Source organism: Photobacterium sp. SKA34 (genome assembly GCF_000153325.1).
GTDB lineage: Bacteria > Pseudomonadota > Gammaproteobacteria > Enterobacterales > Vibrionaceae > Photobacterium.
This window is the reverse complement of the sequence record NZ_CH724141.1, coordinates 811,126-834,537: the sequence shown is the minus strand read 5'-3', so window position 1 is coordinate 834,537 and position 23,412 is coordinate 811,126. Positions and strand designations below refer to the sequence as shown.

The window sequence follows — 23,412 nt, the reverse complement described above, 5'->3', positions numbered from 1 at the left end:
GGTTAGTTAACACCGAGCAATACGTGAGACAAAAGGACCTTGAGCAAAGTACGCAAATAATCGCGTATAATGAATGAGCCAATTGATTTATACGGCAGATAAAGTTAACAAGGTATGGCCTAAACCAATATCATCTTCACGCTCTGTCACAATAAAGCCTGCTTCTTTGACGATTTCTAGAAAGTCATCACTGCGATAGAAACGGCTATTACCGTTGGCTAAACAAGTGAAATATAACGAAGTCGCATTCAAACTATAGGTCGCCGCTTCGTAACGCTGTGCATCCCAGAAAAGCTCTAATATATACACCACCGCATCAAGCGACATGGCTTCACGTACACGACGTAAAATGCTCAGTATTTCTATTGGTGAAAAACAATCTAAAAACTGGCTCATCCACCACACATCTGCTCCTTGCGGTAATGATTGGGATTTATCCAGTAAGTTTGCGCCTACACCCGAAATGCGATGCGCTAGCCCTTTTTCTTTGGCTTGAGCTAGTGCCTTCTCAATTTGTTGTGGTAAATCGATAATAGTAACGTTCACATCAGGATCATACGCGCAGCACTGTTGTGCCCACTTGCCCGTGTTACCACCAATATCAAATAAGCGTTGAGGCTTTTTCGCAAAGATACGTTCAAGTAATAACGGAAATGAACGATCAGAATAGAAGTGATCGAAATTAAACCAACTTTCTTTGGCGGCTCTAGGTAATTGAGATAGTCCTTGATAAATGGTTTCCCAATCGCCAAGTTCGACAAGACCTGCGGGTTTGCTTTCTTTGATGGATTGAGAAAGGTGCATCATCGCGGCGTAACAAACGTCTGCAGTAAAATCGACATTTGCTCGAGTCATGCCATCATGCAGTAAATAATGTCCCAAATTGGCTAAACGGTATTTTGCCGCGTGCCAAGTAACAATATGTGCGCTTAGCCCCATATCTAATAATACTTTTACACCATATTCGCTGATCCCTGTTCGCTTTGATATTGCAACAGCATCCAACCCATCTTTTTTTACTTCATCTAATGCGGCTAGAATACCAAGATCACGCAGTGACTTAGCTGTTTGAAATACGATAGGAGCAAAAGCAAGTTTTTGCGCTTCTGTTTTTGCATCAAGAGCATTAAAAGGATCTACAGAATAATCCGTCACACAACACCTACTGAGGTTATACAGTTGGCGCTTATTCTATCGACCCTTTACTTACTCTTATTGTTTTAAAACAAATTATCAGCCATTAGTTAATATCGATACTTATCCACTTATTACGATAATTTTATTAATAATTTTGATTACTTACACCTAATTGTTGTTGAATCGAACGAGATAACTTCACCACCCAGTTATTGTAATTTCGGTGAATATCCCTGCCGTTATAATCCAAATTTTGACTGTTTTTGTAATCAATACTGTAACTTAATGCTGAATAAGAAATGTCGACCGTTGCGGTATGAGTTCGAACAGAAAGGGTGGCCACAATCAAGCCTGGTTTTATTACTTGAGCGCTCCACCCTCGTTGCTCTTCTGCAGTTAATATCGCTTTTTGGACATCATCAATAGAATATTGTCGCCCAGTGACTGTGCTCGGCACATAGACATCGTTTAAATTCATCACAGGTTTGCTGGTACAACCAACAATCAGCAAACTCGCCATTATACTAATCAGTGTCTTTTTCATTTTAAGGATCATCATTATTTAAGTTAATATCTTAAAAAAATTATCATCTGAATAGATTGCAAAAAACAAGATGAATCTGCTGCTTGTAAATGAATGACATCTTAAAAATATCACATACAATTTTTTACGTTGCATGCAATAACAACACAAATATGTTTTTCAATCACAGGTAGACTTTATTATCATAATATACATTGGAACACGACATTTAACGCAAACGGTCAACCATGAACTCTGTGCACTTTACAATTAACCAGTGGGAAGCTCGCTCACTTGGCCTGTCATCTCTTGCTGAGTGGCAGCAATGGGCAATAACCCAAAAATGGCCTCAAGCACCAGAGCCTATTGTGTTTGATAAAATTCCACCAATGATGCGACGCCGTATGAGTAATTTAACCAAATTGGCGTTACAAACGGCTTTGCATATCTCTGAGCAACAGCAGATTGATTATATAATTTTCTCAAGCCGTCATGGTGAATTGCACCGCACTGTAAATTTAGTCGAATCGATTATTGATGGTGACGATGCATCTCCCATCGCATTCTCGCAATCTGTTCACAATACGGCAGCAGGGCTTTATACCATCATCACTAAACAACCGATCCCTGTAACATCGTTATCTGCAGCTGAACACACGCTTCACTCTGCGCTCATAGAAGCCGCGTGTTATCTAAGCGAAAATCCAGACCATCAGGTTTTATTAGTCGATTTTGATGAACCATTACCTGAACAATATCAAGAATTTGAAACCCAACCTCATCAAGGTTACGCATTCAGTGCTGTTTTATCTGCAGGTGGTGGCTATACGCTACAATGGAATAAAACAGACAAAAGTAGCAAGGAAGTCGTTATGGGATATCCACAAACACTCGATGTGATTAAACATCTTGCTTTAGGTGACGAAGCGTTTAGCCTGTCAGATCAGCGTAACCACTGGCATTGGGCACAAAACTAGTGGCAGCATCAAGACTCACTCTGTCACAACAGTTGAATAAATATTGGCGTATCGTTGCTACCGGATTTTGCTTTAGTTTTTTTGGTATAGGCGCAATCACTTTAACCTTTATTATTTTTCCGTTAATAACGCGGACGGCAAAAAACACCCAACAACGCGAATTTAAAATACAGAAAATTATTCAACAATCGTTTGATTTTTTCTGTCGCACCATGCGTTTTTGGGGCACGATTGATTACCGCTTTGAAAACGCAGAATTATTAGACAAAGATAGAAATTGCCTTATTGTGGCAAATCACCCCAGTTTAATTGATTATGTTCTGATCGCTTCTCGACTCCCTCAATGCGACTGTTTAGTGAAAGCGGCTATTTGGCATAATCCATTTATGAAAGGCATTGTTAAGGCGGCAGGCTATATTCCCAATAGAGATCCAGAAAGTCTGCTTGATAGCTGTAATGAACGATTAGGCAGCGGTAATGTCTTATTAGTTTTTCCTGAAGGTACCCGAACTACGCCAGGGAAAAAATCAAAATTACAACGTGGGGCTGCACAAATAGCGGTTCGCACAGCGTCGGATCTCCGTGTTATTCATATCACGGTTGAACCTAGCTTTTTAACCAAAGAAAAAAAGTGGTATCAAGTTCCGGACAGCAAACCTTTCTTCTTAGTCGAAGTAAAGGATAAAATAGCGGTTGGATCATTTATTGAAAGTAGTGATTCCGCCACAACGGCAGCACGTAAGCTCAACCGTTATCTTGATGATGCTCTTTTTCCTGCTCAACACACTATTCAGCATCATGATAACAATCATAAGTAGGTACTATGGAACAACTACATAACGAATTAAAAACACTCATCATTGATGCATTAAACCTTGAAGACATCACCATTGATGATATTGAAACAGAAGCTCCGCTATTTAATGATGGCCTAGGTTTAGACTCTATCGATGCGTTGGAGTTAGGTTTAGCGATTAAGAAAAAATACAATATTGTTATTGATGCAGATGACACCAATACTCGTGAACATTTTGCATCGGTTGCTAACTTAGCAAACTATATTTCAAATAATAAAAACTCTTAAAATAGCGTAAAAAAAATGACAGAAGCGAATCGTAACCAAGTTTTTGACCAAGTAAAAAATGTTCTTGTTGAACTGTTTGAGCTTGACGCAGATGACATTCAACCGCAAACCAATCTATACACTGAACTTGATTTAGACAGTATTGATGCCGTTGATTTAGTCGTTCACTTACAAAACATGACCGGTCAGAAAATCAAACCAGAAGAGTTCAAAGCTGTCCGTACCGTTGATGACGTGGTCGATGCAGTGATCGAGCTTGTTAAGGAATAATTGATGATGCGTTTGCTGACAGGCGTGTCAGCATTAGCGTTACTCGCCTATCCTCTCGCGGTTTACTATGGTTTAAGCCGTTGGGGGTTAGGGGTAGTTGCGGGACTACTTGCGATTTTGTTTTTACTCCGCATTATTGCGGCGAAACAAACTCAGCTTCGTGAGCTTAAGTATATTGCATGGCTCAGCGGTGGCGCAGGACTAATCCTTGCTTTACTCGGCAGCATTTTTCGTGAACATGGCTGGTTTCTTTATTATCCAGTGATCGTCAATATCCTTATGCTTGGGCTGTTTAGTGCCAGTTTATGGCAAAAACAGAGTCTCATAGAGCGACTAGCACGACTGCAAGAGCCTGATTTACCACCAAGTGGCGTTAGCTACACGCGCAATGTCACTAAAATATGGTGTGTATTTTTCATTGTTAATGGCTCAATCGCGCTTACGACCTGTTTTCTTCCACTACAAATATGGACGTTATACAACGGTTTGATCAGCTACCTTCTTGCGGGCAGTCTGTTTGCGATTGAATGGGTTGTACGACAATTTGTTCAGCGTAAATCACAGTGAGAAATTAATCTCTTATTATTGCTCCTCTCTACTTGTTCTACCTTCAACACCGGAATTACCATGAAACCATTAATACTGCCGACAACAATGATTCCGTTATCTCAATTAATGCAGCAGTCTGAGCGCCAATCTCCGGTGTCTGTCGATCCATCAGGCCATCAATCGTGGCAGCAGTTTCACAATGATATTGCTTTGCTGTGTGAAAAACTAAATAGCTATGAGCAACAACAATGGGCGATATGTTGCGAAGATAGCTACTTCTTTGCTGTCGCCTTTATGGCATTAGCCTACAGTAAACAGCATATCGTGTTACCAGGAAATCATCAGCCAGCAGCACTTGCAGAGCTTAGCCACCATTTTGATGGCCTACTGCACGATAACAATATTCAATGCCCTGCATCGTGTATTAGCCTCAAGCTGAATACTATAAACTGGCAGCCCTCACTCAATATTCCTATTGTATTTGAAGCACTAACGCTCGCTGATATTCAATTAACGCTGTTTACGTCTGGCTCTAGCGGAAAACCTAAAGCCATAATTAAAAACCTTGCGTTACTGAATAACGAAATCGCCCAGTTAGAAATGCTATGGGGGCAGCAATTAGCGCACACCACGATTTTCAGTACCGTTTCGCATCAACATATCTATGGCTTATTGTTTCGTATTTTATGGCCCTTGTGCTGCGATCGTAGTTTCAGTCGTTTTGATTTGATCTACCCAGAGCAGGTAATGGCACAAGCCAGCGATGATTGTGTACTCATTAGCAGCCCAGCGTTGCTTAAACGCCTTGATAATGAAGATAAAACACAAGACTATCGCGCGATTTTCTCTTCTGGTGGGCCGTTACCCTTATCGGCTGCTCAACAATGCCAAACACTATTTAACCAATTACCTTTTGAAGTCTTTGGTAGTACGGAAACGGGGGGGATTGCTTATCGTCAGCAATATGATGCTACGACACCATGGCAACGCTTCCCTGTCATTGACATCGCACTGAATGCAGAGCAATGCCTTAAGATCTTATCACCGTTTATTGATCAAGATCTGTGGTATCAAACCAGCGATCATTGTGAGCAGATCGATAACGATCATTTCATTTTAAAAGGTCGTACCGACCGCATTATCAAAATAGAAGAAAAACGTATTTCGTTGACTGATGTTGAGCAGCGCCTTTGTTCATTACCATGGATTGAAGAAGCCGCCGTATTACCGTTAGAGCAAAATAATCGTCTTTTTTTAGGCGCAGTGATTACACTTTCAAATGAAGGAAAAAAAGACATTCAGCAACGGGGAAAAGGAAAGTTTTGGTTGCTCCTGCGTCAACAACTTCGCCAATGGATTGAGCCTGTTGGTATTCCGCGCAGCTATCGACTTGTTGATAGCATTCCTTTAAATACGCAAGGAAAGCGTTTAATTAGCGATCTAGAATCGTTATTTACTGATGACGTATCGGCATAGTAAGCATAATAATGATGATAAATAGAACTCCAACATTACTCGCTCAACATATTGATGGTTATAAGGCCGAGATCACCTTGCGCCCTGACAACCAGCTCTCTGATTTTAAAGGGCACTTCCCAACTTTCCCGTTATTACCCGGTGTGAGCCAAATTGACTGGGCAGTACATTTTGCCAAGCAATGCTTTTCTGATATGCCCACCTTATTTAATGGTATGGATGTGATTAAATTCCAAGAACCAATCTTGCCTGATAGCACCATCACGCTCACACTAGAATGGCGTGACGGTCAGCAAAAACTGCATTTTAGCTATACCTCAATCGATGCTGATGACACGCTACATAAACATTCATCCGGAAAAATTAAGTTAGGTCGTCAACATGTGTGAATTTAAGCCCTGTTTTCTGATCCCTTGCTATAACCATGGCGCAACAGTACCTGCCGTTGTGAATGGGCTAATAAACTATGATTACCCTATTGTAATTGTTGATGACGGTAGTGAATTAACTACCCGTAAAATTTTATCGGAACAAGCCAAACGCCCCAATATCAACATTGTTACCTTGCCGCAAAACCAAGGTAAAGGGGGGGCAGTTATCGCTGGTATAAAACAGGCACAAGCACTTGGTTTTAGCTATGCCATTCAAATTGATGCCGATGGACAGCACGATTTATCAGCGTTACCTAAGCTGATCAATGAATCACAAAACTATCCTGATTCACTGATTTCAGGCCAACCCATTTACGATGAATCAATCCCTAAATCGCGACTCTATGGTCGTTATGCCACTCATATTTGGGTATGGATTGAAACCCTTTCGTTTACTATCAAAGATAGTATGTGTGGTTTTCGCTCATACCCTATCGATGCCATGATGAATGTGATCAATCACAACAAGCTTGGTTTGAGAATGGACTTTGATACTGAAATCATGGTGCGGTTTTACTGGGATAACGGCAATATTCGTTTTATTGATACCAAAGTTATTTATCCAGAAGATGGCATCTCTCACTTTGATGCATTGTGGGATAACGTCAAAATTAGTTGGATGCATACCAAGCTATTTTTTGGCATGTTGCCACGTATTCCTAAACTGATTAAACGCAAATCATCTGATCAACAACATTGGTCATCCCATGCCGAGCGCGGCACCATTGTAGGGATCAAGACATTACTTGCGGTGTATTCTCTGCTCGGACGAAAAGCATTTAATCTGCTCTTAAAAGCCGTGATGGGCTATTACTACTTAACGGGGAAAACTGCTCGTAAAGCATCTGAAAATTATCTAGAGCAACTTGAACATTACGCCAGTGAAAACCAGCTTTCATTGCCGAAAAAGCTCAACAGCTATGATCATCTATTATCGTTTGGTCATACCATGCTCGACAAACTTGTAGCATGGAAAGGCGGTTATTCAGAGCAACACTTAACCATTCATGGTAGTGAACATTTTGATGATCTTGCCAAGCGAAAACAAGGGGCCATCATTATAGGCTCTCATCTTGGAAATCTTGAACTTTGCCGTGCGTTAAGTTCTCGTCATCCCGACATAAAAGTTAACGCTTTGGTCTTTACCGAACACGCAGAACGTTTTAATGCGGTATTAAAAGCTATTAACCCTGATTCAGATATGGATCTTATTCAAGTCAGTGAACTCAGCGCAAGTACTGCCATCATGTTGCAGCAAAAAATTGAGCAAGGTGAATGGATAGTGATTGTCGGTGATAGAACATCGGTCACCAAAGAGCAACGGGTGGTATGGGCCGATTTCTTAGGAAAACCCGCTCCATTCCCACAAGGTCCCTTTATTCTGGCTTCGGTAATGAAGGCACCAGTTTATTTACTCTTTGGTTTACGTGATGACAGTCAAGCAGAGCCGCATTTTGATATTTACTTCGAACCCTTTAGTGATGCTTTGATCTTACCTCGTAAAACACGAGAAACGGCATTACAACAAACAGTTCAAGACTATGCGTCACGACTAGAGTCTTACACAATTCAAGCCCCATTGCAGTGGTATAACTTTTTTAATTTTTGGCAGCTTAGTGGAAAAAACAATGACAACGAATAATTCAACAACAACTAAACAAACCATTAAGTTTGGTGCTGAACGCCTCACAATTGAAGATGTTTGCGCTATTGCCAATGGTGCTCATGCAGAAATGAACAACGACACTGCATTCAATGAAAAAATTGATCGCGGCGTAGCATTTCTTGAACGCTTATTAAAAGATGAAGGCGTCATTTATGGTGTAACCACTGGCTATGGCGATTCTTGTACTGTTGCGATCCCACCTAAATTGGTTGACGAATTACCTCTGCACCTTACACGCTTTCATGGTTGTGGTTTAGGTGAAGTGCTACCGCAACCTCAAGCTCGCGCAGTACTTGCCACACGCTTATGTTCACTGTCACAAGGCGTTTCTGGCGTGAGTCACGAACTACTCAACCAGTTAGTCACGCTTATTAATCATGACATCGTGCCACGTATTCCAGAAGAAGGTTCCGTTGGTGCTAGTGGTGACTTAACGCCACTGTCTTATGTTGCTGCCACCTTAATTGGTGAGCGTGATGTTATCTACAAGGGTGAAATTCGCCCAACCGCTGAAGTGTTTGCAGAGCTTGGCATCTCGCCAATCCAATTGCGCCCTAAAGAAGGGTTAGCATTAATGAATGGCACATCCGTGATGACCGCATTGGCTTGTCTCGCCTACAAACGCGCCGAATATCTTGCGCAAATGGCAACTAAAATCACCGCGATGGTTTCTGTCGCAATGCAAGGTAATGATTTCCACTTTGATGAGGCACTGTTTGCGGTAAAACCTCACCCAGGTCAACAACAAGTCGCAAGTTGGTTACGTTCTGATCTGCAAGCTGAACGTCCACCTCGTAACAGTGATCGCTTACAAGATCGTTACTCTCTGCGTTGTGCGCCGCATGTTATTGGGGTTTTACAAGACAGCCTACCTTGGCTACGCCAAATGATTGAAAACGAACTCAACAGCGCCAACGATAACCCAATTATTGACGGTGATAACGAGCGTGTTCTACATGGTGGTCACTTCTATGGCGGTCATATTGCGATGGCAATGGATACGCTAAAAACAGCAGTCGCTAATATTGCCGATCTACTCGATCGTCAAATGGCTCAGCTAATGGATTATAAGTTTAATAATGGCTTACCCTTTAACTTAACGGGTGCCGTTGGTGAACGTAAGCCGATCAACCATGGCTTTAAAGCCGTGCAAATTGGGATTTCAGCATGGACGGCAGAAGCGTTAAAACACACGATGCCAGCCAGTGTTTTCTCTCGCTCAACGGAGTGTCATAACCAAGATAAAGTCAGTATGGGAACCATTGCATCACGTGACTGTTTACGTGTATTACAGTTAACAGAACAGGTGACTGCCGCTTCGTTACTGGCAGCAACCCAAGCAATTGAACTGAGAAAACGTGATGATGAACTCAACGCTTCACACCTCAGCCCTGCATTAACAAAGATGAATCAATCTGTATTAGAGCACTTTGAACTTGTGATTGAAGATCGCCCGATTGAGCATGATTTACGTCTGTTCATCGATATGATTCAGCAGCAGCACTGGGCGTTGTATTACTAACCTCTATCACGCTTCAAAAATTAACCAAATACTCACTCTACATGCAGAGTGAGTATAGTTTTTTCAGCTATCATATTGATAACTTATATTTTCTTATTTTATGTGTGTAGGGAAATCAATAAATGACAGTAGGTAAACCGATATTGATTAGTACAGAGCTATCACTCACCACAAACTTTCAAGATGCCGATCCAATGGGCGTTATTTATCACGGTAACTACTTTCGCTATTTTGAAGAAGCACGCCATCAGTTAATGAACAAACTGAACTACAGTTATCGTGAAATGGAAGCATCTGGCTATGTATGGCCTATCATTGATACCCGAGTCAAGTACGTAAAATCAATACCCTATGATCACCCAATTAGAGTAACGGCAACATTAACTGAATGGGAAAATCGTCTGCGAGTTGATTACGTCATTTATGATGATGAAACTGGCGCACGTATGACGAAGGGTTACACCATGCAAGTGGCAGTTAGTATCGACAAACGTGAAATGTGTTTTGTTTCGCCTAAAATATTTACCGACAAAGTGGAGGCATATCATGCCAACAATGCGTAATCATTCTCGCTTTAGTGTCCATTTTAAACGCGTGGTAAAAGCAACTCTTACTGTTTCTATGTTAGCACTTACTAGCATTTCAGCTCACGCAATAACGCTAGAACAATTACAAAAAAAATTATCTTCAGAGCCTTTAGTTCGCGGTGATTTTAGCCAACAACGTGAAATGGCCATGTTTGATCAGCCACTCATTTCTAGCGGTCAGTTTCTCTTATCGGCAAAAAAGGGATTATGGTGGCATCAAACAGCCCCTATGCCTCTTTCTTTAGTACTGACACAAGATAAACTCAGCCAACAATTTGATAATCAACCAGCAAAAGTGCTGGCTGCCAGTGATAATCCAATGGTGTTTTACTTTAGCCACGTATTCTTATCACTATTTAAAGGCGATACTTCACAGCTTACAGATCAGTTTGATTTATCACTGAAAACCTTAGAAGACAATAAAACACATGATCAATGGCAGTTAGTGCTTACTCCCAAAGCTGCTCCATTAAATAAAGTCTTTAGTAAAATTTCAATTGAAGGTGGTCAGTTCATTAATAAGCTAGAGCTAGACGAAATTCGAGGCGATAAAACCCTCATCACCTTTAGCCAACAAACCACCACTCCAACGACTCTGACATCAGAAGAAAAACGTGTTTTCCAATTCTAAGTTAGCCAGCTTATGGCTCGCGATTATGTTGATCTTGGTAGCCGCACTTGGCTACCAACTCACTGCGCGTAAACAACTCCCTATCGAAACGAACATCTTGGCACTGCTACCTGAAAATCGCCAAGATCCGGTTGCTCAAAAAGCATTTGATCATATTGCCACCAGCATGAGTGACAAAGTCGTCTTTGTTGTCGGCAGTGAAAACAGCGATACCATGCTGAAAGCAGCCAACGATTTTAGCCAAGCATTACCTTCGCTAAAGCTCTTTAGTCATATCGACGCCAAAGTCAGTCAAAATCAGCAACAAGCATGGGCCAAGCTTTATTACCCCAAACGCTTTCAATTACTCACCCCAGAGCAACAAACGCGACTGCGAGAACACCCCGAACAACAAACACAGAACGTATTAAACGCCATGTATAATCCATTTTCTGGCATTACAGGCACTGAGCTTACTAACGACCCATTCTTATTATTTCGTGAATACCTTACCGATCTCACTGCCAAAGCTGGAAAATTCAGTCTCAAACAAGGTTTTCTCACCACTGAATATCAAGGTAAACATTACGCTTTAATTACTGCAAACCTTACAGGCTCAGCCTATAACATTGGATTACAAGATAAACTTCCCGCTTTACACGCCTTAGAACAGAAAATAAAAAGTAAGTATTCACTCGCAGATTCTGCTTTAGATATTCAGCAAACTGGCGTTATTTTCTATGCAGCCCATGGGACAAAAAGCGCAGAAAATGAAATTAGCACGATTGGATTAGGCTCGTTACTGGGCATTATCGTGTTACTGATTGCTGTATATCGCAGTACCCTGCCATTAGCCCTTGCCCTATTATCCATCAGCTGTGGTTTAGTCGCTGCCTTTGTCGCAACCGTTGCTATTTTTGGCAAAGTGCATCTGTTTAGTTTGGTGTTTGGCGCAAGTTTAATTGGGGTATCGATTGATTATGCTTTCCATTACCTCACCGACAGGTTAGCCGCAGGTAAACACTGGAACTCACAGCAAGGCTTAAAACATATATTTACCGCGATTACGCTCGGTTTAATTACTAGCCTGATTGGTTATTTGGGTATGTTAGTCGCCCCTTTCCCGGGTTTGCAGCAGTTATCTTTATTCTCAGCCATTGGTTTAGCCGCCGCCTACGCCACTGTGGTGTGTTGGTATCCAACCCTTGCCGCTAAACCTAGCCCACCTCGATCTATCCCCTTTGCTAGCATATTAGGTCGCTGGCTACATGTATGGCAACAGCCGAGTGTTCGCTGGGTAACACCTATCCTATTAGCACTGTTAGCCTTTTATGGTTTAACTAAAGCAAGCTACAACGATGACATTCGCCAGCTACAAGCGCTTCCAGCTTCATTACAACAACAAGAAGCCACCATTAAGGCGATTACGGGTGTGAGTAGTAGCCAACAAATGCTGTTAGTGAAAGCGGATAGTGAACAAGCGCTGCTTAATAAAATTGCCTCGACCGATCACACCTTGGATGGATTAATTCAACAAGGAGCATTAAAAAGCTACCAAAGCCTTGCTCAATACATTCCCACGCTTGACCAACAAAAAGCCAATTTCGTATTAGTCAAACAGCTTTATCAAGAACAAGGCGCAACGCTTAGTCAGCGCTTAAACCTTGCGAAACCTTTTACATTTTCAGCAACCTTCGAGCCTTTAACGATGACGCACTTCCTCGCATCATCAGTCTCTGCACCACTTCGCTTCATGTGGTTAGGTGCGCTCAAAGATCAGCACGGTGTAAGTAAATATAGCGCTGTAATTTTGCTTCACGGCATCAAGCAACAGCACACCATAGAAGAGTTGGCACAACACGATAATGCGTTAACTTATCTCAATAAAGCCGATGAAATTTCATCACTCTTTGGTCAATATCGAGAACATGTAACATGGCTGCTTATTGCGGCAACCTTTGCCATTTATCTGTTACTCGCATGGCGTTATGGCATAAAACAAGGGATAAAAATGATCGCGCCATCGTTAATTGCAGGAATGGCAGGAATTGCGATCACTAGCTTAACGGGCACCCCACTTAACTTGTTCAACCTATTAGCCTTGATATTAATTCTGGGTATCGGTATTGATTACAGCCTCTTTTTTGCGGAACTAAAACCTGACACAGGACACCAACAAGGGATAACAACATTACTTGCGATCACCTTGTCAGCATTAACGACAGTATTATCGTTTGGCTTATTGGCACTAAGTGAAACCCAAGCCATCCACAGCTTTGGTATCACGGTGTTAACAGGTATCATTATCGCTTGGCTACTCGCGCCACTGGCAATGACGCGAGTAAGAGCACCACAAACACACAAATAAGTAAGGCACGAGCGATGAGAAACAGAAGAAAACGTACAACCAGTATGCTTACTTTATTAATAGCTAGCGTGATGTTAGTGGGATGTGCAAGTAAACCAATGGTGCAACAAAACCAAGTTGAAATTGCACCTAAAACGCTTGTGACCTTGCCAACGCCTGCTCAACTTGGTTACTCATTAACGGCGAGCCAATTAATCACCGCGACATGGAATAAACAAAGCCATCAACTGCCCGTCCAATTACAAGTTGATCCTAAACGTGTCGCTTTAGCTGGTTTTTCCTCGTGGGGAACACGTATTTTAAGTTTAGATTATCAAGATCAGAAAGTTGAGACGTACGTGATGCCAGGGCTAGGAGCAACATTACCCGAACCTAAGCAAGTATTATTTAATATCATGATAACGCTGTGGCCAATCAAGGCTTGGCAAGCCCCATTAGAACAAGTAGGTTGGCAATTAAAACAAACACCAAACCATCGACAACTAATTGATAGTAAAGGTGATATAATCGCGGATATTGATTATAAAAATACCAATCCATTAAAAGGTGAGATTATCTTCACCAACCATCAACAGCGCTATACGATTGATATAAAAACACTACAATCGACGCAAAAATAACGAACTCCCAGCCATCATTGAATAACCGAATACGAGCACTATGCAAAAGATAGCCGACAAACAGCCAATCTATATTCGAGGGTGTGGGTTTAACTCAGCGTTAGGCTGTAGTAACGACATTATCCACCAACGCTTACGTCAAGGAATGAGTCCTGACATGCAACCAGTTCAAGGCTGGCTAAATGACGGCTCTGATACTGTTATAGGTAAAGTATCATCACCATTACCGACCATTGATGACAACGTTTTTCCGCATCAGAATACGGATAATAATCGCTTAGTTTTATCTGCCTTACAGCAAATTGAACCTGATATTCATACCGCAATTACCCAGTATGGTCATAATCGTATTGCCGTGATTGTTGGTACAACAACCTCAGGAATTAGTGATGGCGAGCAAGCACTAACCAAACGAAAAGAGACAGGCAGTTACCCTCGTGGTTATCACTACCACCAGCAAGAGCCAAGTAATACAGGGCAATTTATTGCTGACTATTATCAGTTAACCGGTCCTTGTTACACCTTATCAACCGCTTGCTCATCTAGTGGGCGGGTATTTTTATCTGCCAAGCGCATGTTAAAAGCAGGAATAGTTGATGCAGTTATTGTGGGTGGCGCCGATACTTTATGTCGTTTAACGCTTAACGGTTTTCATGGTTTAGATTCACTTTCTAGCACGTTATGTAACCCCTTTAGTGATAACCGTAACGGCATAAATATTGGTGAAGGTGCCGCTTTTATGTTGCTAGCTCGCACGCCTGATGAACGCCAATCCGCTCCTCATATTGCGTTGCTCGGTATCGGTGACAGCTCTGATGCTCACCATATTTCAGCACCACACCCAGAAGGTATTGGTGCAGAAACGGCAATGCAAAAGGCCCTTAAAGATGCCAAACTTACCCCTAAAGATATTGGTTATATCAACGCTCATGGAACAGCAACCCCGTTAAATGATGCAATGGAAGCAAAAGCGATTGCACGAGTTTTCGGCAATCAAGTCCCTGTAAGTTCAACCAAACCGTTAACAGGACACACTCTGGGTGCTGCAAGCGCAGTTGAAGCAGCCATTTGTTGGCACTTACTGCGTTATGACTTACCGCTACCAACACAAATTAATGATGGTGCTGTCGCAGACGATCTGCCAATCCAATTAGCACCAGCAGATACAACATTCACTAAACCAGTCATGTTAAGTAACTCGTTTGCATTTGGTGGCAACAACATCAGCCTTATTATTGGACTTACCGATGACTAATTGCCCTCCATTACATCAACTTTTACCCCACGAATCACCGATGATCCTTGTTGATGATCTGATTGATGTGGGCAAAAAACATGTTCATTGTCGTGTCGCGATAAGCCGCTATTGCCTCTACTTTGATTTAGAAACGCAGTCGATACCCGCTTATTTTGGGATCGAATTTATGGCTCAAACCGTTGCAGGTTGGTCTGGATTTCACGCATGGAAAAATGGTAAAGATGCACCCATTGGTTTTCTGCTAGGTTGCCGTCGCTACCACAGTGAGTGTAATGCATTTCAAGAACACGATATTTTAGACATTCATGCCGAACAAATTATGGAAAATAACGGTATGGCTGTTTTTGACTGTAAGATCATTTGTCATGAACAAATCGTCGCAAGCAGTCAACTCAATGCCTTTGTTCCCTCAAAATCACAATTAGAACAAATGCAACTAGATAACAATAATAGGAAAAACGCATGACTCAACACGTACTCGTAACAGGTGCAAGTAAGGGCATTGGTCGCGCAATTGCTATTCAGCTAGCTAAAGATGGTTTCACGATCGCCGTTCACTACATGAGTGATAAATTAGGGGCTGAAGCAACATTAGCATCTATTACTGACGCTGGCGGTCAAGGTCGTCTTATTCAATTTGATATCAGTGATCGTCAGCAATGTCGCGAACAGCTTGAAACGGATATCGCCGAGCATGGCGCTTATTACGGTGTTGTCAGTAACGCAGGGATCACGCGAGATACCGCCTTCCCTGCTATGACAGAACAAGAATGGGATGGCGTGATCCATACCAACCTTGATAGCTTCTACAACGTATTACACCCTTGCGTAATGCCTATGGTGCAGAAACGCAAAGGCGGTCGTATTGTGACCTTGGCATCGGTTTCAGGGATCACGGGAAATCGCGGACAAACCAATTACAGTGCCGCAAAGGCGGGTGTGATTGGTGCGACTAAGTCATTAGCGCTAGAGCTTGCCAAGCGTAAAATTACGGTTAACTGTGTCGCGCCAGGCCTGATTGATACAGGTATGGTTGACGAGCATGTAAAAGAACACGCACTACCACAAGTACCTCTTCGTCGTATGGGAGAACCTGAAGAAGTAGCAGGACTCGTCAGCTATTTAATGTCTGATATCGCAGCCTATGTAACTCGCCAAGTCATTTCCGTTAACGGAGGTTTAGTATGAACCGCCGCGTAGTTGTAACGGGAATGTCAGGCGTAACAGCATTTGGCAACGATTGGAAACATATCGAACCTAAACTTCGCGCTTGTGAAAATGCCACCATTTATATGCAAGATTATGAGCTTTATGACGGCTTAAATACTAAACTTGCAGCCCCAATTGAAAACTTCACACTACCGAAGCATTACACTCGAAAAAAAATACGTGCCATGGGACGTGTATCTAAACTATCCACATTGGCGACAGAAAATGCACTAGCTCAAGCTGGTTTGTTGGAAAGTGATGTATTGACCAATGGTCAAACGGGTATTGCTTATGGCTCATCAACGGGTAGTACACCAGCAATCAGCGCTTTTGGTGTGATGCTTAACGAGAAAAGTACCCGTGCTATAACGGCAACTACATACGTTCAAATGATGCCGCATACAACCGCAGTTAATGTAGGATTATTTTTTGAATTACGTGGCCGTGTGATCCCAACGAGTAGTGCTTGTACTTCAGGTAGCCAAGCCATTGGTTACGCCTATGAAGCGATAAAACACGGTTATCAAACCATCATGGTTGCAGGTGGTGCAGAAGAGCTTTGTCCAACAGAATCAGCCGTCTTTGATACCCTGTTTGCAACTAGCCTTAAAAACGACACCCCTAAGGCCACTCCTCGTCCTTACGATACAGAGCGTGATGGTTTGGTGATTGGTGAAGGCGCTGGAACATTAGTGTTAGAAGAATACGAACATGCCGTAGCGCGTGGCGCTAAGATTTATGCCGAAGTTGTTGGCTTTGCGAGCAACTGTGATGCCGCCCATGTGACACAACCACAAAAAGAAACCATGCAGCTATGTATGGAAATGGCCCTACAGCAAGCAAACTTATCACCAAGTGATATCGACTATATCTCAGCCCACGGCACAGCCACTGAAAAAGGTGATATTGCCGAGAGCCAAGCAACAGCAAACATCTTTGGTAATGACACGCCAATTAGCTCTCTGAAAAGCTATTTGGGTCATACTCTTGGAGCTTGTGGTGCGATTGAAGCATGGTTAAGTCTGGAAATGATGCATGACGGCTGGTTTAACCCAACGCTTAACCTTGATAACCTCGATCCTGAGTGCGGTGATTTAGACTATATTCGCGGTGAAGGTCGCAACCTGGATTGCCACTATATTATGAGCAATAATTTTGCGTTTGGTGGTATTAATACTTCAATTATATTTAAGCGACTCTAAAATAATCAAGGTATTAAGCGGCGGTAAGTTATTAAACTTACCGCCTTTGTATTAACGTTCTACAATGGCAAAAAATCCATTCTGGGAAACATTTTCAGAAATAAAACATCCATCTTGGTAGCTAGTATTTAATGGCTCCCATTGCTCTGATGCCTCATCATAACAAGCCATAGTAACCCCATCAGAAATGCTTGATGGTAATTTAGTTTTAAATGTTAGAGTAAAACTATCAGTTTTTGGTTTTGGCTCGATATACCACGGCATATCATTAACGACATTACCAAACTCGTCCATATTTACACCTGATTGCTCTTGCATACCATCAATGAAAAGTACATCTGAGAGTACTTTTTCTTGTCGGCTTTTTAGCCATACAAAACTGATCTGTTCAGCAAATCCAAGATCTAAACATTCGTATTTTTCTTTTGCTCGTTCAGTTGGGCATAAACTATTGAATGTTTCGTTTTTTCCTGAAGAAATTGACATCGTAGTCGCTCGATTCCCCGAGAATTTAGCACTAGAAACATACGCCTCATAATTTCCATTTGGTGGCACAATAAGTGATTGATGCTCTCTAAACAGATTAGTAACAGAAGATATATGCCAATTATTAGGATCCAGATAAAATTGTTCTGCATTTGGATCTATTAGACTATTTCTAAAACCATCATCATCACTAAAATTACCGTCAGACGTTTGCCAGTTGTGGCTATTTCCTAACATTGTCATATTCATTAAAGAGCCACGCAATTCAACGACCATCATATGATTTGTTGTCTCAGGAGCTTTGCCATTAAGTTGATCGTTATCACGAACACCACGTGTATGCTGAAGATATAAAGGAACCTCATAACCATCTAACACGGTATATTCATTTGCATAGTGCTTATAAGAGGATGAACCGCAAATCATTTGAATAAAGTGTGGTTGTTCAAAATTTTCTGGCGAAGCATCAGTTAAATTATCGACATAGGACATAGATCCAGATGGATAAATTAAGCTTTTTGAAACATGGTGGTCATGGCCACACAAATATACAATGTTATTATCAGAAAATACTGAAAGTAAGCTTTTAGTGAAGCCTGGTCGTTTATTCTCAATATCTTTTAAATCACCACGTAAGTCGCCGCCATGATTGTGACCTGCAAATGGATAATGTCCAAAAGTAATAATATTATCAAACTTACCTTTATTATTTTTTATAGTTTCTTCAATAAATTCTTTATTTAACAACCATTCTTCACCCTGATAAATACCTGTTTCTTTATCGTGTAACAATGTTAAATAATCATCTCCTTCTTCTTTCCATTTATGTGTAAAAAAGAAATCAAGTGCAATAAAGAGTGTCGAACCAAGTATAAAACTATATGTGCTACAACAATCTAAAGGATTACCATCAAATTGAGTATAACTTGGTCGAGTAATTACATTTTCATTTACGAGCTTACCAACATGCTCATTATAAAAACTTTTTATTTTATAATAATTGTTATCTTCATCATCTGAGTATGTATCATGGTTACCACGAACGGGATAAAAATTAAATTTTTTATCGAACTCATTCTCTTTAATTATATTCATGTAACTATCAGCTAAATAACCAGCTGGCTTACCCTCATGACTACTGTAATTATCTACTTGATCTCCCAGCAATAAGATATCTTTTATTCCCTGATTTTCAGCTTCTTCAAGCATACCTTTTAATATATTACAATCATTATGATTATCACCAATCACAATAAATCGATGACTTTGTCCATCGTAACCAGGGATCTCAAATGGAGGTTGATAATCATTATTATTATGAGAAGAACGGCATCCAGGAAGAGTATAAATTGATAAACCGAGAGCACTTAATCGGAGAAAATCACGACGTTTCATTACTGTCCTATTAATAAATTAAAGTCTTTAATGTACGTGATTTATAACAATTTATAGTGACATATTTATTATATAAAAATAACAGAAATCAATAACAAACATAATAATCAGTTAATAACAATTGATATGGCTATTTTTGAAAACTTATCTTTAATAAATAAGTTATGTGAGATGAAAGGTTAATAGCAAAAAACATCTCACACTTAATATTAAAATAACTAAAGCACAAATTTAGAAGTAGCTTTCATTGGGAAATATTCTACTTTTATATCTCCATTAATAGAAAAGAAGCTTAAATCATTTATGAACAAACGACTTGTCATAGTATGCCTTCCATTATTAATATAGATTTCTATTACAGATTGGTCTAAATAAATTTCAATGTTTTGTTTTAAACATATTCTTGGGGCTTTTCGGTATAAGCCAAAATTCTTCGCGTAAAGCTTCGTCATATAAGTTCGATCAAGTGTAAACTCATATTGATTTGCACTAAAAGTGATAAAGTCGCCACTCTCATTTCCAAATTTTAACGAAAATTCACTGCACTCGACATCGACACTAAGTAAAAAGCGACCCGCCGGAACTTTGTGTTCATCCTTTACCAGAATTGGATCGCCACGAAGAGCGGTAAGCTCAGTTAATGGGGATTGAATTAGGTAACCGTCAACAACTTTTAATTCACGAGGTAACGACAACATTCCAGCCCACTCATATTCAACTGTCCAATTACGATTTAATTTCATAAATATATGTGGTCTTAAATAATTTAGGGATCACTCATTAATAAACGTCAGTAGTTCATTCAGTGAGGGAAGAGCGGTCATGGCTCCTTTCTGAGTTGTTGCCAGTGCGCCACATCCACTTACCCATTTTATGGCTTCAAATATGATGTCACTTTGCTTCAATTGAGAATGGCGAGATAAATACGCAAGAAGCCCACCAACGAAGGCATCACCAGCACCAGTCGTATCAACGGTTGTTAATACTCTACCTCTAAAAAGTGTTTGTTGATTATCATAGGTACACTACACCCCTTTCGCTCCCTGAGTAACGAGTATTAGAGTGTTTTCTAAATAACGCAATTGACATGAGCAAAATAGTATTAACTTTCCAGAGCATAAAGCGCCAATCTTGTTAGAAAAAGTGCACGATAAATGAAACTTATGGTGCACATATATAATTTATTAAAATCAAGCTATTGCTGTTTTAAAAACGTAATTGCTTGATCTTTTTCTTCTCGCAGGAAAAACTTAATGTCTATTTTACGAAATAGCTTATCTTCCACTTTTACGATTTTTTCTATCCATTTTTTATCCGCAACAACAGCCACTTTTGCTACATGTGATATTCCCGCATGAAACAAATAGCGAACTTCTTCTAGTAATGCTGAAAATTCAATCCCATCAAAATTATCAATCTGCTCAAAAATAACAACTTTACCGTGTAATTCTGTTTTTGCCTGAGCATCCAACAAAATACATTTCATATCATCTTCAGTTACTTTGCCATCAATTGAAAAAGCAACTGCATTATCAATATCTAAATTAATCATTGTTAACATTATAAGTTTCCTTAATCCATCAAGAAATGAAGAAAATACTATGCGCTTTTTAAAATAAAACGACAGTATTTAAAGAGTATAATTAAGGGAAATGAAATTTCAGAAAGATCGTATATACAAGAAAACCATAAACGTAAATAGAACAGTAAAACACCAATAAACACCAATAAACACCAATAAACACCAATAAACACCAATAAACACCAATAAACACCAATAAACACCAATAAACACCAGAAGGTATATATCAATATATAAATGCACTAACGACAACATATAAATACCTATACCATAAGTATATTCACTATTTAATTTAGTTTTTACTTTTCCATCGGTAAATAAAGACACAAGTTTCACACAAGTCAAGTTTATTTATCACAGCAAAAATAGAAAACAAAGTGCATATTATTAATTTTAGGCCTTGATAAGGTTCTTAGTGAAAACTTCAATGAGAAAAAATAACTTAGAACTCTAACTACTTAACTTTCATACACGTACATCAAACAACGTGATACCGCTCAAATAAATTACGATTATTCAACTTTTATTCAAATAATTATCATCTCAATGAGTAATAATACCCTTCAAATTATTTAGAGCTCAAAGTAATAAACTCTTAATATGGACATATCAACACCTTCGGTTGTCACTTCCGAAACAGGTGAAGACCAGAGACAAAAGTGGACTTTTTCAAAACCAACGGCTCATGATGGCGATGATGTTTTTACGTTGATCGCAAACTGTCCCCCTCTTGATACCAATTCATCTTATTGCAACTTTCTTCAAGCAACTCACTTTAGTAATACGTGTGTTATTGCAAAATATGATGGTGAAATAACAGGTTTTATCTCTGGTTACCAAAAACCTAATCAGCCGAATACCTTATTTATATGGCAAGTTGCCGTTGCTCCTCAATTTCGAGGAAAAGGGCTCGCTTTTACCATGTTAGATAACCTGTTAAGTCGTGACTCTCTAAATAATATTAACGCTATAGAAACAACCATTACGGAAGAAAATAATGCCTCATGGGCGTTATTTAATAAACTCGATGCCCGTAATAGTAACAATGGCGAAGTCAGTACATATTTAGACAAGAATATACATTTTAAAGGTAAGCACGATACGGAATTATTGTATCGCATCCCTTTAACTCAAATTAAACAAAAAGGATAATAACGGCCATATTATGGATATTTTTAAGAAACAGGAATCTAAAGTTCGTTCTTACTCAAACAGTTTTCCCGTCGTTTTTACTAAAGCAAAAGGGAGTTGGCTTGAAACCGAACAAGGAGATCGTTACTTAGATTTTCTAGCCGGTGCTGGATCACTGAACTACGGCCATAATAACCCTATTTTCAAACAGGCTTTGCTCGACTATATCGAACAAGATGGGATCACTCATGGTTTAGATATGCACTCTACAGCAAAGGCTGATTTCCTAAAAATATTAGAGCGTAATATTCTTGCTCCTCGTCAACTTAATTACGTTACCCAATTTACGGGCCCAACCGGCACTAATGCTGTAGAAGCGGCACTAAAGCTTGCACGTAAAGTGAAAAAACGTAGCTCTATTGTGGCTTTCACCAATGGTTTTCATGGTTGTACAACAGGAGCGCTAGCTGCAACAGGCAATCAACATCACCGTCAAGGTGCAGGGACAAGTTTAAACAATGTTACTCGTATTCCATTTGAAGGTTATGCGGATATTGATGGCCTTAAATTATTTGAAACTATGCTAGCGGATAATTCAGCAGGTATGGACAAACCAGCCGCAGTCTTGATTGAAACAGTTCAGGGTGAAGGCGGCTTAAACGTTGCATCTAACCAGTGGTTACAACGATTAGAAAAAGTCTGTAAACAAAATGATATTTTATTGATCGTTGATGATATTCAAGCAGGCTGTGGTCGTACTGGTACCTTCTTTAGCTTTGAGCCGTCAGGTATTAAACCAGATATGGTGACCCTCTCTAAATCAATCGGTGGTTACGGCTTACCAATGGCAATAGTGCTATTCAAACCAGAGCTCGATATTTGGAATCCAGGTGAGCATAACGGGACATTCCGTGGCAACAATCACGCATTCATTACTGCAACGAAAGCGCTCGAAACCTATTGGGCAGATGATCTGCTAGAAAAACACGTTGCAACATGCTCAAACATTATTGCTAACGTTATTGATAAATGCCTACACGAGCATCCTGATATGTTTGTTCAAAGAAAAGGTCGAGGCATGATGATTGGTATTGAGTGTAATGATGGCGATCTTTCTAGCCAAATCACTAAAAACTGTTTTGAAAATGGATTAGTAATTGAAACCGCAGGTCCTAACGATGAAGTCGTGAAGTTCTTCAGCCCACTCACCATTACAACGGCCGAACTTGAACAAGGCTTATCTATTTTTGAAAATGCGGTTGAGCAAGTTGTTGCTAAAAACTTTAAAAAAGCATCGTAATTTAAGGATGAAAAATGATTGTTAGAACA

General features: G+C 40.3%; 24 protein-coding genes and 1 pseudogene. 19 read left to right on the top strand and 6 right to left on the bottom strand.

The genetic code is table 11. The features are described from left to right. Nucleotides 1-87: 87 nt before the first annotated feature. Both SKA34_RS05240 and SKA34_RS05235 read right to left on the bottom strand, forming a co-directional pair. Complete coding sequence (locus tag SKA34_RS05240; protein ID WP_006644467.1) at nucleotides 88-1,155, bottom strand: methyltransferase; 1,068 nt, start codon at nucleotides 1,153-1,155, stop codon at nucleotides 88-90. A 127-nt stretch (nucleotides 1,156-1,282) separates the two neighbouring features. After that, nucleotides 1,283-1,681: a hypothetical protein gene (locus tag SKA34_RS05235; protein ID WP_006644466.1), complete on the bottom strand. Its 399-nt coding sequence runs from the start codon at nucleotides 1,679-1,681 to the stop codon at nucleotides 1,283-1,285. A gap of 227 nt (nucleotides 1,682-1,908) precedes the next feature. Between SKA34_RS05235 and SKA34_RS05230 the strand changes: the two genes are divergently transcribed. From SKA34_RS05230 to SKA34_RS05150, 17 genes are all read left to right on the top strand, one after another. Then, a complete protein-coding gene (locus tag SKA34_RS05230) occupies nucleotides 1,909-2,637 on the top strand; it encodes a beta-ketoacyl synthase chain length factor (protein WP_006644465.1) in 729 nt (242 codons plus the stop codon). After that, nucleotides 2,637-3,455 (top strand): 1-acyl-sn-glycerol-3-phosphate acyltransferase, encoded by an 819-nt coding sequence (locus tag SKA34_RS05225; protein WP_006644464.1) that lies wholly within the window; start codon nucleotides 2,637-2,639, stop codon nucleotides 3,453-3,455. Before SKA34_RS05230 ends, SKA34_RS05225 begins: the two co-directional genes overlap by 1 nt. A gap of 5 nt (nucleotides 3,456-3,460) precedes the next feature. After that, nucleotides 3,461-3,721 carry a phosphopantetheine-binding protein gene (locus tag SKA34_RS05220; protein WP_006644463.1) on the top strand — a complete coding sequence of 87 codons (261 nt, stop codon included), beginning with the start codon at nucleotides 3,461-3,463 and terminating at the stop codon, nucleotides 3,719-3,721. Nucleotides 3,722-3,736: 15 nt separating this feature from the next. Then, nucleotides 3,737-3,991, top strand: coding sequence for an acyl carrier protein (locus tag SKA34_RS05215; RefSeq protein ID WP_005366568.1), 255 nt, complete (start codon nucleotides 3,737-3,739; stop codon nucleotides 3,989-3,991). A gap of 3 nt (nucleotides 3,992-3,994) precedes the next feature. Continuing rightward, nucleotides 3,995-4,558: a hypothetical protein gene (locus SKA34_RS05210; protein WP_006644462.1), complete on the top strand. Its 564-nt coding sequence runs from the start codon at nucleotides 3,995-3,997 to the stop codon at nucleotides 4,556-4,558. Between the two features lie 60 nt (nucleotides 4,559-4,618). Continuing rightward, a complete protein-coding gene (locus tag SKA34_RS05205) occupies nucleotides 4,619-6,016 on the top strand; it encodes an AMP-binding protein (RefSeq protein ID WP_006644461.1) in 1,398 nt (465 codons plus the stop codon). 14 nt (nucleotides 6,017-6,030) lie between these two features. Further along, nucleotides 6,031-6,405, top strand: coding sequence for a hypothetical protein (locus SKA34_RS05200; RefSeq protein WP_006644460.1), 375 nt, complete (start codon nucleotides 6,031-6,033; stop codon nucleotides 6,403-6,405). Further along, entirely contained in the window at nucleotides 6,398-8,089 is a 1,692-nt protein-coding gene (locus SKA34_RS05195) for a glycosyltransferase (RefSeq protein ID WP_006644459.1), read from the top strand. The genes SKA34_RS05200 and SKA34_RS05195 overlap by 8 nt, the downstream gene beginning before the upstream one ends. After that, nucleotides 8,076-9,635 carry a histidine ammonia-lyase gene (gene hutH / locus SKA34_RS05190; protein WP_006644458.1) on the top strand — a complete coding sequence of 520 codons (1,560 nt, stop codon included), beginning with the start codon at nucleotides 8,076-8,078 and terminating at the stop codon, nucleotides 9,633-9,635. Before SKA34_RS05195 ends, hutH begins: the two co-directional genes overlap by 14 nt. A 122-nt stretch (nucleotides 9,636-9,757) precedes the next feature. Then, nucleotides 9,758-10,198 carry a thioesterase family protein gene (locus SKA34_RS05185; RefSeq protein ID WP_006644457.1) on the top strand — a complete coding sequence of 147 codons (441 nt, stop codon included), beginning with the start codon at nucleotides 9,758-9,760 and terminating at the stop codon, nucleotides 10,196-10,198. Beyond that, nucleotides 10,182-10,853 (top strand): outer membrane lipoprotein carrier protein LolA, encoded by a 672-nt coding sequence (locus SKA34_RS05180; RefSeq protein WP_006644456.1) that lies wholly within the window; start codon nucleotides 10,182-10,184, stop codon nucleotides 10,851-10,853. Before SKA34_RS05185 ends, SKA34_RS05180 begins: the two co-directional genes overlap by 17 nt. Continuing rightward, nucleotides 10,837-13,200, top strand: coding sequence for an MMPL family transporter (locus SKA34_RS05175; protein ID WP_006644455.1), 2,364 nt, complete (start codon nucleotides 10,837-10,839; stop codon nucleotides 13,198-13,200). The genes SKA34_RS05180 and SKA34_RS05175 overlap by 17 nt, the downstream gene beginning before the upstream one ends. 14 nt (nucleotides 13,201-13,214) lie before the next feature. Next, on the top strand, nucleotides 13,215-13,820 hold the full coding sequence (locus tag SKA34_RS05170; RefSeq protein WP_039859722.1) for a DUF3261 domain-containing protein: 606 nt from the start codon (nucleotides 13,215-13,217) through the stop codon (nucleotides 13,818-13,820). Between the two features lie 40 nt (nucleotides 13,821-13,860). Continuing rightward, a complete protein-coding gene (locus SKA34_RS05165; RefSeq protein WP_006644453.1) occupies nucleotides 13,861-15,075 on the top strand; it encodes a beta-ketoacyl-[acyl-carrier-protein] synthase family protein in 1,215 nt (404 codons plus the stop codon). Next, on the top strand, nucleotides 15,068-15,544 hold the full coding sequence (locus SKA34_RS05160; protein WP_006644452.1) for a hotdog family protein: 477 nt from the start codon (nucleotides 15,068-15,070) through the stop codon (nucleotides 15,542-15,544). Before SKA34_RS05165 ends, SKA34_RS05160 begins: the two co-directional genes overlap by 8 nt. After that, complete coding sequence (locus SKA34_RS05155) at nucleotides 15,541-16,266, top strand: 3-ketoacyl-ACP reductase FabG2 (protein ID WP_006644451.1); 726 nt, start codon at nucleotides 15,541-15,543, stop codon at nucleotides 16,264-16,266. Before SKA34_RS05160 ends, SKA34_RS05155 begins: the two co-directional genes overlap by 4 nt. Beyond that, nucleotides 16,263-17,489: a beta-ketoacyl-ACP synthase gene (locus tag SKA34_RS05150; RefSeq protein ID WP_006644450.1), complete on the top strand. Its 1,227-nt coding sequence runs from the start codon at nucleotides 16,263-16,265 to the stop codon at nucleotides 17,487-17,489. Before SKA34_RS05155 ends, SKA34_RS05150 begins: the two co-directional genes overlap by 4 nt. Nucleotides 17,490-17,540: 51 nt before the next feature. Here the strand turns inward: SKA34_RS05150 and SKA34_RS05145 are convergent, their stop codons facing one another. The 4 genes and pseudogenes from SKA34_RS05145 to SKA34_RS05135 form a co-directional block, all read right to left on the bottom strand. After that, on the bottom strand, nucleotides 17,541-19,370 hold the full coding sequence (locus tag SKA34_RS05145) for a metallophosphoesterase (RefSeq protein WP_006644449.1): 1,830 nt from the start codon (nucleotides 19,368-19,370) through the stop codon (nucleotides 17,541-17,543). A 218-nt stretch (nucleotides 19,371-19,588) separates the two neighbouring features. After that, nucleotides 19,589-20,113: a GH32 C-terminal domain-containing protein gene (locus SKA34_RS05140; protein WP_006644448.1), complete on the bottom strand. Its 525-nt coding sequence runs from the start codon at nucleotides 20,111-20,113 to the stop codon at nucleotides 19,589-19,591. A gap of 30 nt (nucleotides 20,114-20,143) precedes the next feature. Further along, nucleotides 20,144-20,443: pseudogene (locus tag SKA34_RS22790) on the bottom strand (PfkB family carbohydrate kinase); the annotation flags it as partial. Between the two features lie 122 nt (nucleotides 20,444-20,565). Further along, nucleotides 20,566-20,931: an STAS/SEC14 domain-containing protein gene (locus tag SKA34_RS05135; RefSeq protein ID WP_006644447.1), complete on the bottom strand. Its 366-nt coding sequence runs from the start codon at nucleotides 20,929-20,931 to the stop codon at nucleotides 20,566-20,568. Nucleotides 20,932-21,552: 621 nt separating this feature from the next. On the opposite strand from SKA34_RS05135, the gene ectA reads away from it, so the two are divergent. Both ectA and ectB read left to right on the top strand, forming a co-directional pair. Next, nucleotides 21,553-22,104 (top strand): diaminobutyrate acetyltransferase, encoded by a 552-nt coding sequence (gene ectA, locus SKA34_RS05130; RefSeq protein ID WP_006644446.1) that lies wholly within the window; start codon nucleotides 21,553-21,555, stop codon nucleotides 22,102-22,104. Nucleotides 22,105-22,117: 13 nt separating this feature from the next. After that, nucleotides 22,118-23,383 carry a diaminobutyrate--2-oxoglutarate transaminase gene (gene ectB, locus SKA34_RS05125; protein ID WP_006644445.1) on the top strand — a complete coding sequence of 422 codons (1,266 nt, stop codon included), beginning with the start codon at nucleotides 22,118-22,120 and terminating at the stop codon, nucleotides 23,381-23,383. Nucleotides 23,384-23,412: the final 29 nt, after the last annotated feature.

Excerpts from the sequence above, each read along its gene's own strand:
- SKA34_RS05235 (WP_006644466.1), bottom strand. The coding sequence starts at position 1,681 with ATGAAAAAGACACTGATTAGTATAATGGCGAGTTTGCTGATTGTTGGT.
- SKA34_RS05230 (WP_006644465.1), top strand. The coding sequence starts at position 1,909 with ATGAACTCTGTGCACTTTACAATTAACCAGTGGGAAGCTCGCTCACTT.
- SKA34_RS05220 (WP_006644463.1), top strand. The coding sequence starts at position 3,461 with ATGGAACAACTACATAACGAATTAAAAACACTCATCATTGATGCATTA.
- SKA34_RS05215 (WP_005366568.1), top strand. The coding sequence starts at position 3,737 with ATGACAGAAGCGAATCGTAACCAAGTTTTTGACCAAGTAAAAAATGTT.
- SKA34_RS05210 (WP_006644462.1), top strand. The coding sequence starts at position 3,995 with ATGATGCGTTTGCTGACAGGCGTGTCAGCATTAGCGTTACTCGCCTAT.
- SKA34_RS05205 (WP_006644461.1), top strand. The coding sequence starts at position 4,619 with ATGAAACCATTAATACTGCCGACAACAATGATTCCGTTATCTCAATTA.
- SKA34_RS05200 (WP_006644460.1), top strand. The coding sequence starts at position 6,031 with ATGATAAATAGAACTCCAACATTACTCGCTCAACATATTGATGGTTAT.
- SKA34_RS05195 (WP_006644459.1), top strand. The coding sequence starts at position 6,398 with ATGTGTGAATTTAAGCCCTGTTTTCTGATCCCTTGCTATAACCATGGC.
- hutH (WP_006644458.1), top strand. The coding sequence starts at position 8,076 with ATGACAACGAATAATTCAACAACAACTAAACAAACCATTAAGTTTGGT.
- SKA34_RS05185 (WP_006644457.1), top strand. The coding sequence starts at position 9,758 with ATGACAGTAGGTAAACCGATATTGATTAGTACAGAGCTATCACTCACC.
- SKA34_RS05180 (WP_006644456.1), top strand. The coding sequence starts at position 10,182 with ATGCCAACAATGCGTAATCATTCTCGCTTTAGTGTCCATTTTAAACGC.
- SKA34_RS05170 (WP_039859722.1), top strand. The coding sequence starts at position 13,215 with ATGAGAAACAGAAGAAAACGTACAACCAGTATGCTTACTTTATTAATA.
- SKA34_RS05165 (WP_006644453.1), top strand. The coding sequence starts at position 13,861 with ATGCAAAAGATAGCCGACAAACAGCCAATCTATATTCGAGGGTGTGGG.
- SKA34_RS05160 (WP_006644452.1), top strand. The coding sequence starts at position 15,068 with ATGACTAATTGCCCTCCATTACATCAACTTTTACCCCACGAATCACCG.
- SKA34_RS05155 (WP_006644451.1), top strand. The coding sequence starts at position 15,541 with ATGACTCAACACGTACTCGTAACAGGTGCAAGTAAGGGCATTGGTCGC.
- SKA34_RS05150 (WP_006644450.1), top strand. The coding sequence starts at position 16,263 with ATGAACCGCCGCGTAGTTGTAACGGGAATGTCAGGCGTAACAGCATTT.
- SKA34_RS05145 (WP_006644449.1), bottom strand. The coding sequence starts at position 19,370 with ATGAAACGTCGTGATTTTCTCCGATTAAGTGCTCTCGGTTTATCAATT.
- SKA34_RS05140 (WP_006644448.1), bottom strand. The coding sequence starts at position 20,113 with ATGAAATTAAATCGTAATTGGACAGTTGAATATGAGTGGGCTGGAATG.
- SKA34_RS05135 (WP_006644447.1), bottom strand. The coding sequence starts at position 20,931 with ATGTTAACAATGATTAATTTAGATATTGATAATGCAGTTGCTTTTTCA.
- ectA (WP_006644446.1), top strand. The coding sequence starts at position 21,553 with ATGGACATATCAACACCTTCGGTTGTCACTTCCGAAACAGGTGAAGAC.
- ectB (WP_006644445.1), top strand. The coding sequence starts at position 22,118 with ATGGATATTTTTAAGAAACAGGAATCTAAAGTTCGTTCTTACTCAAAC.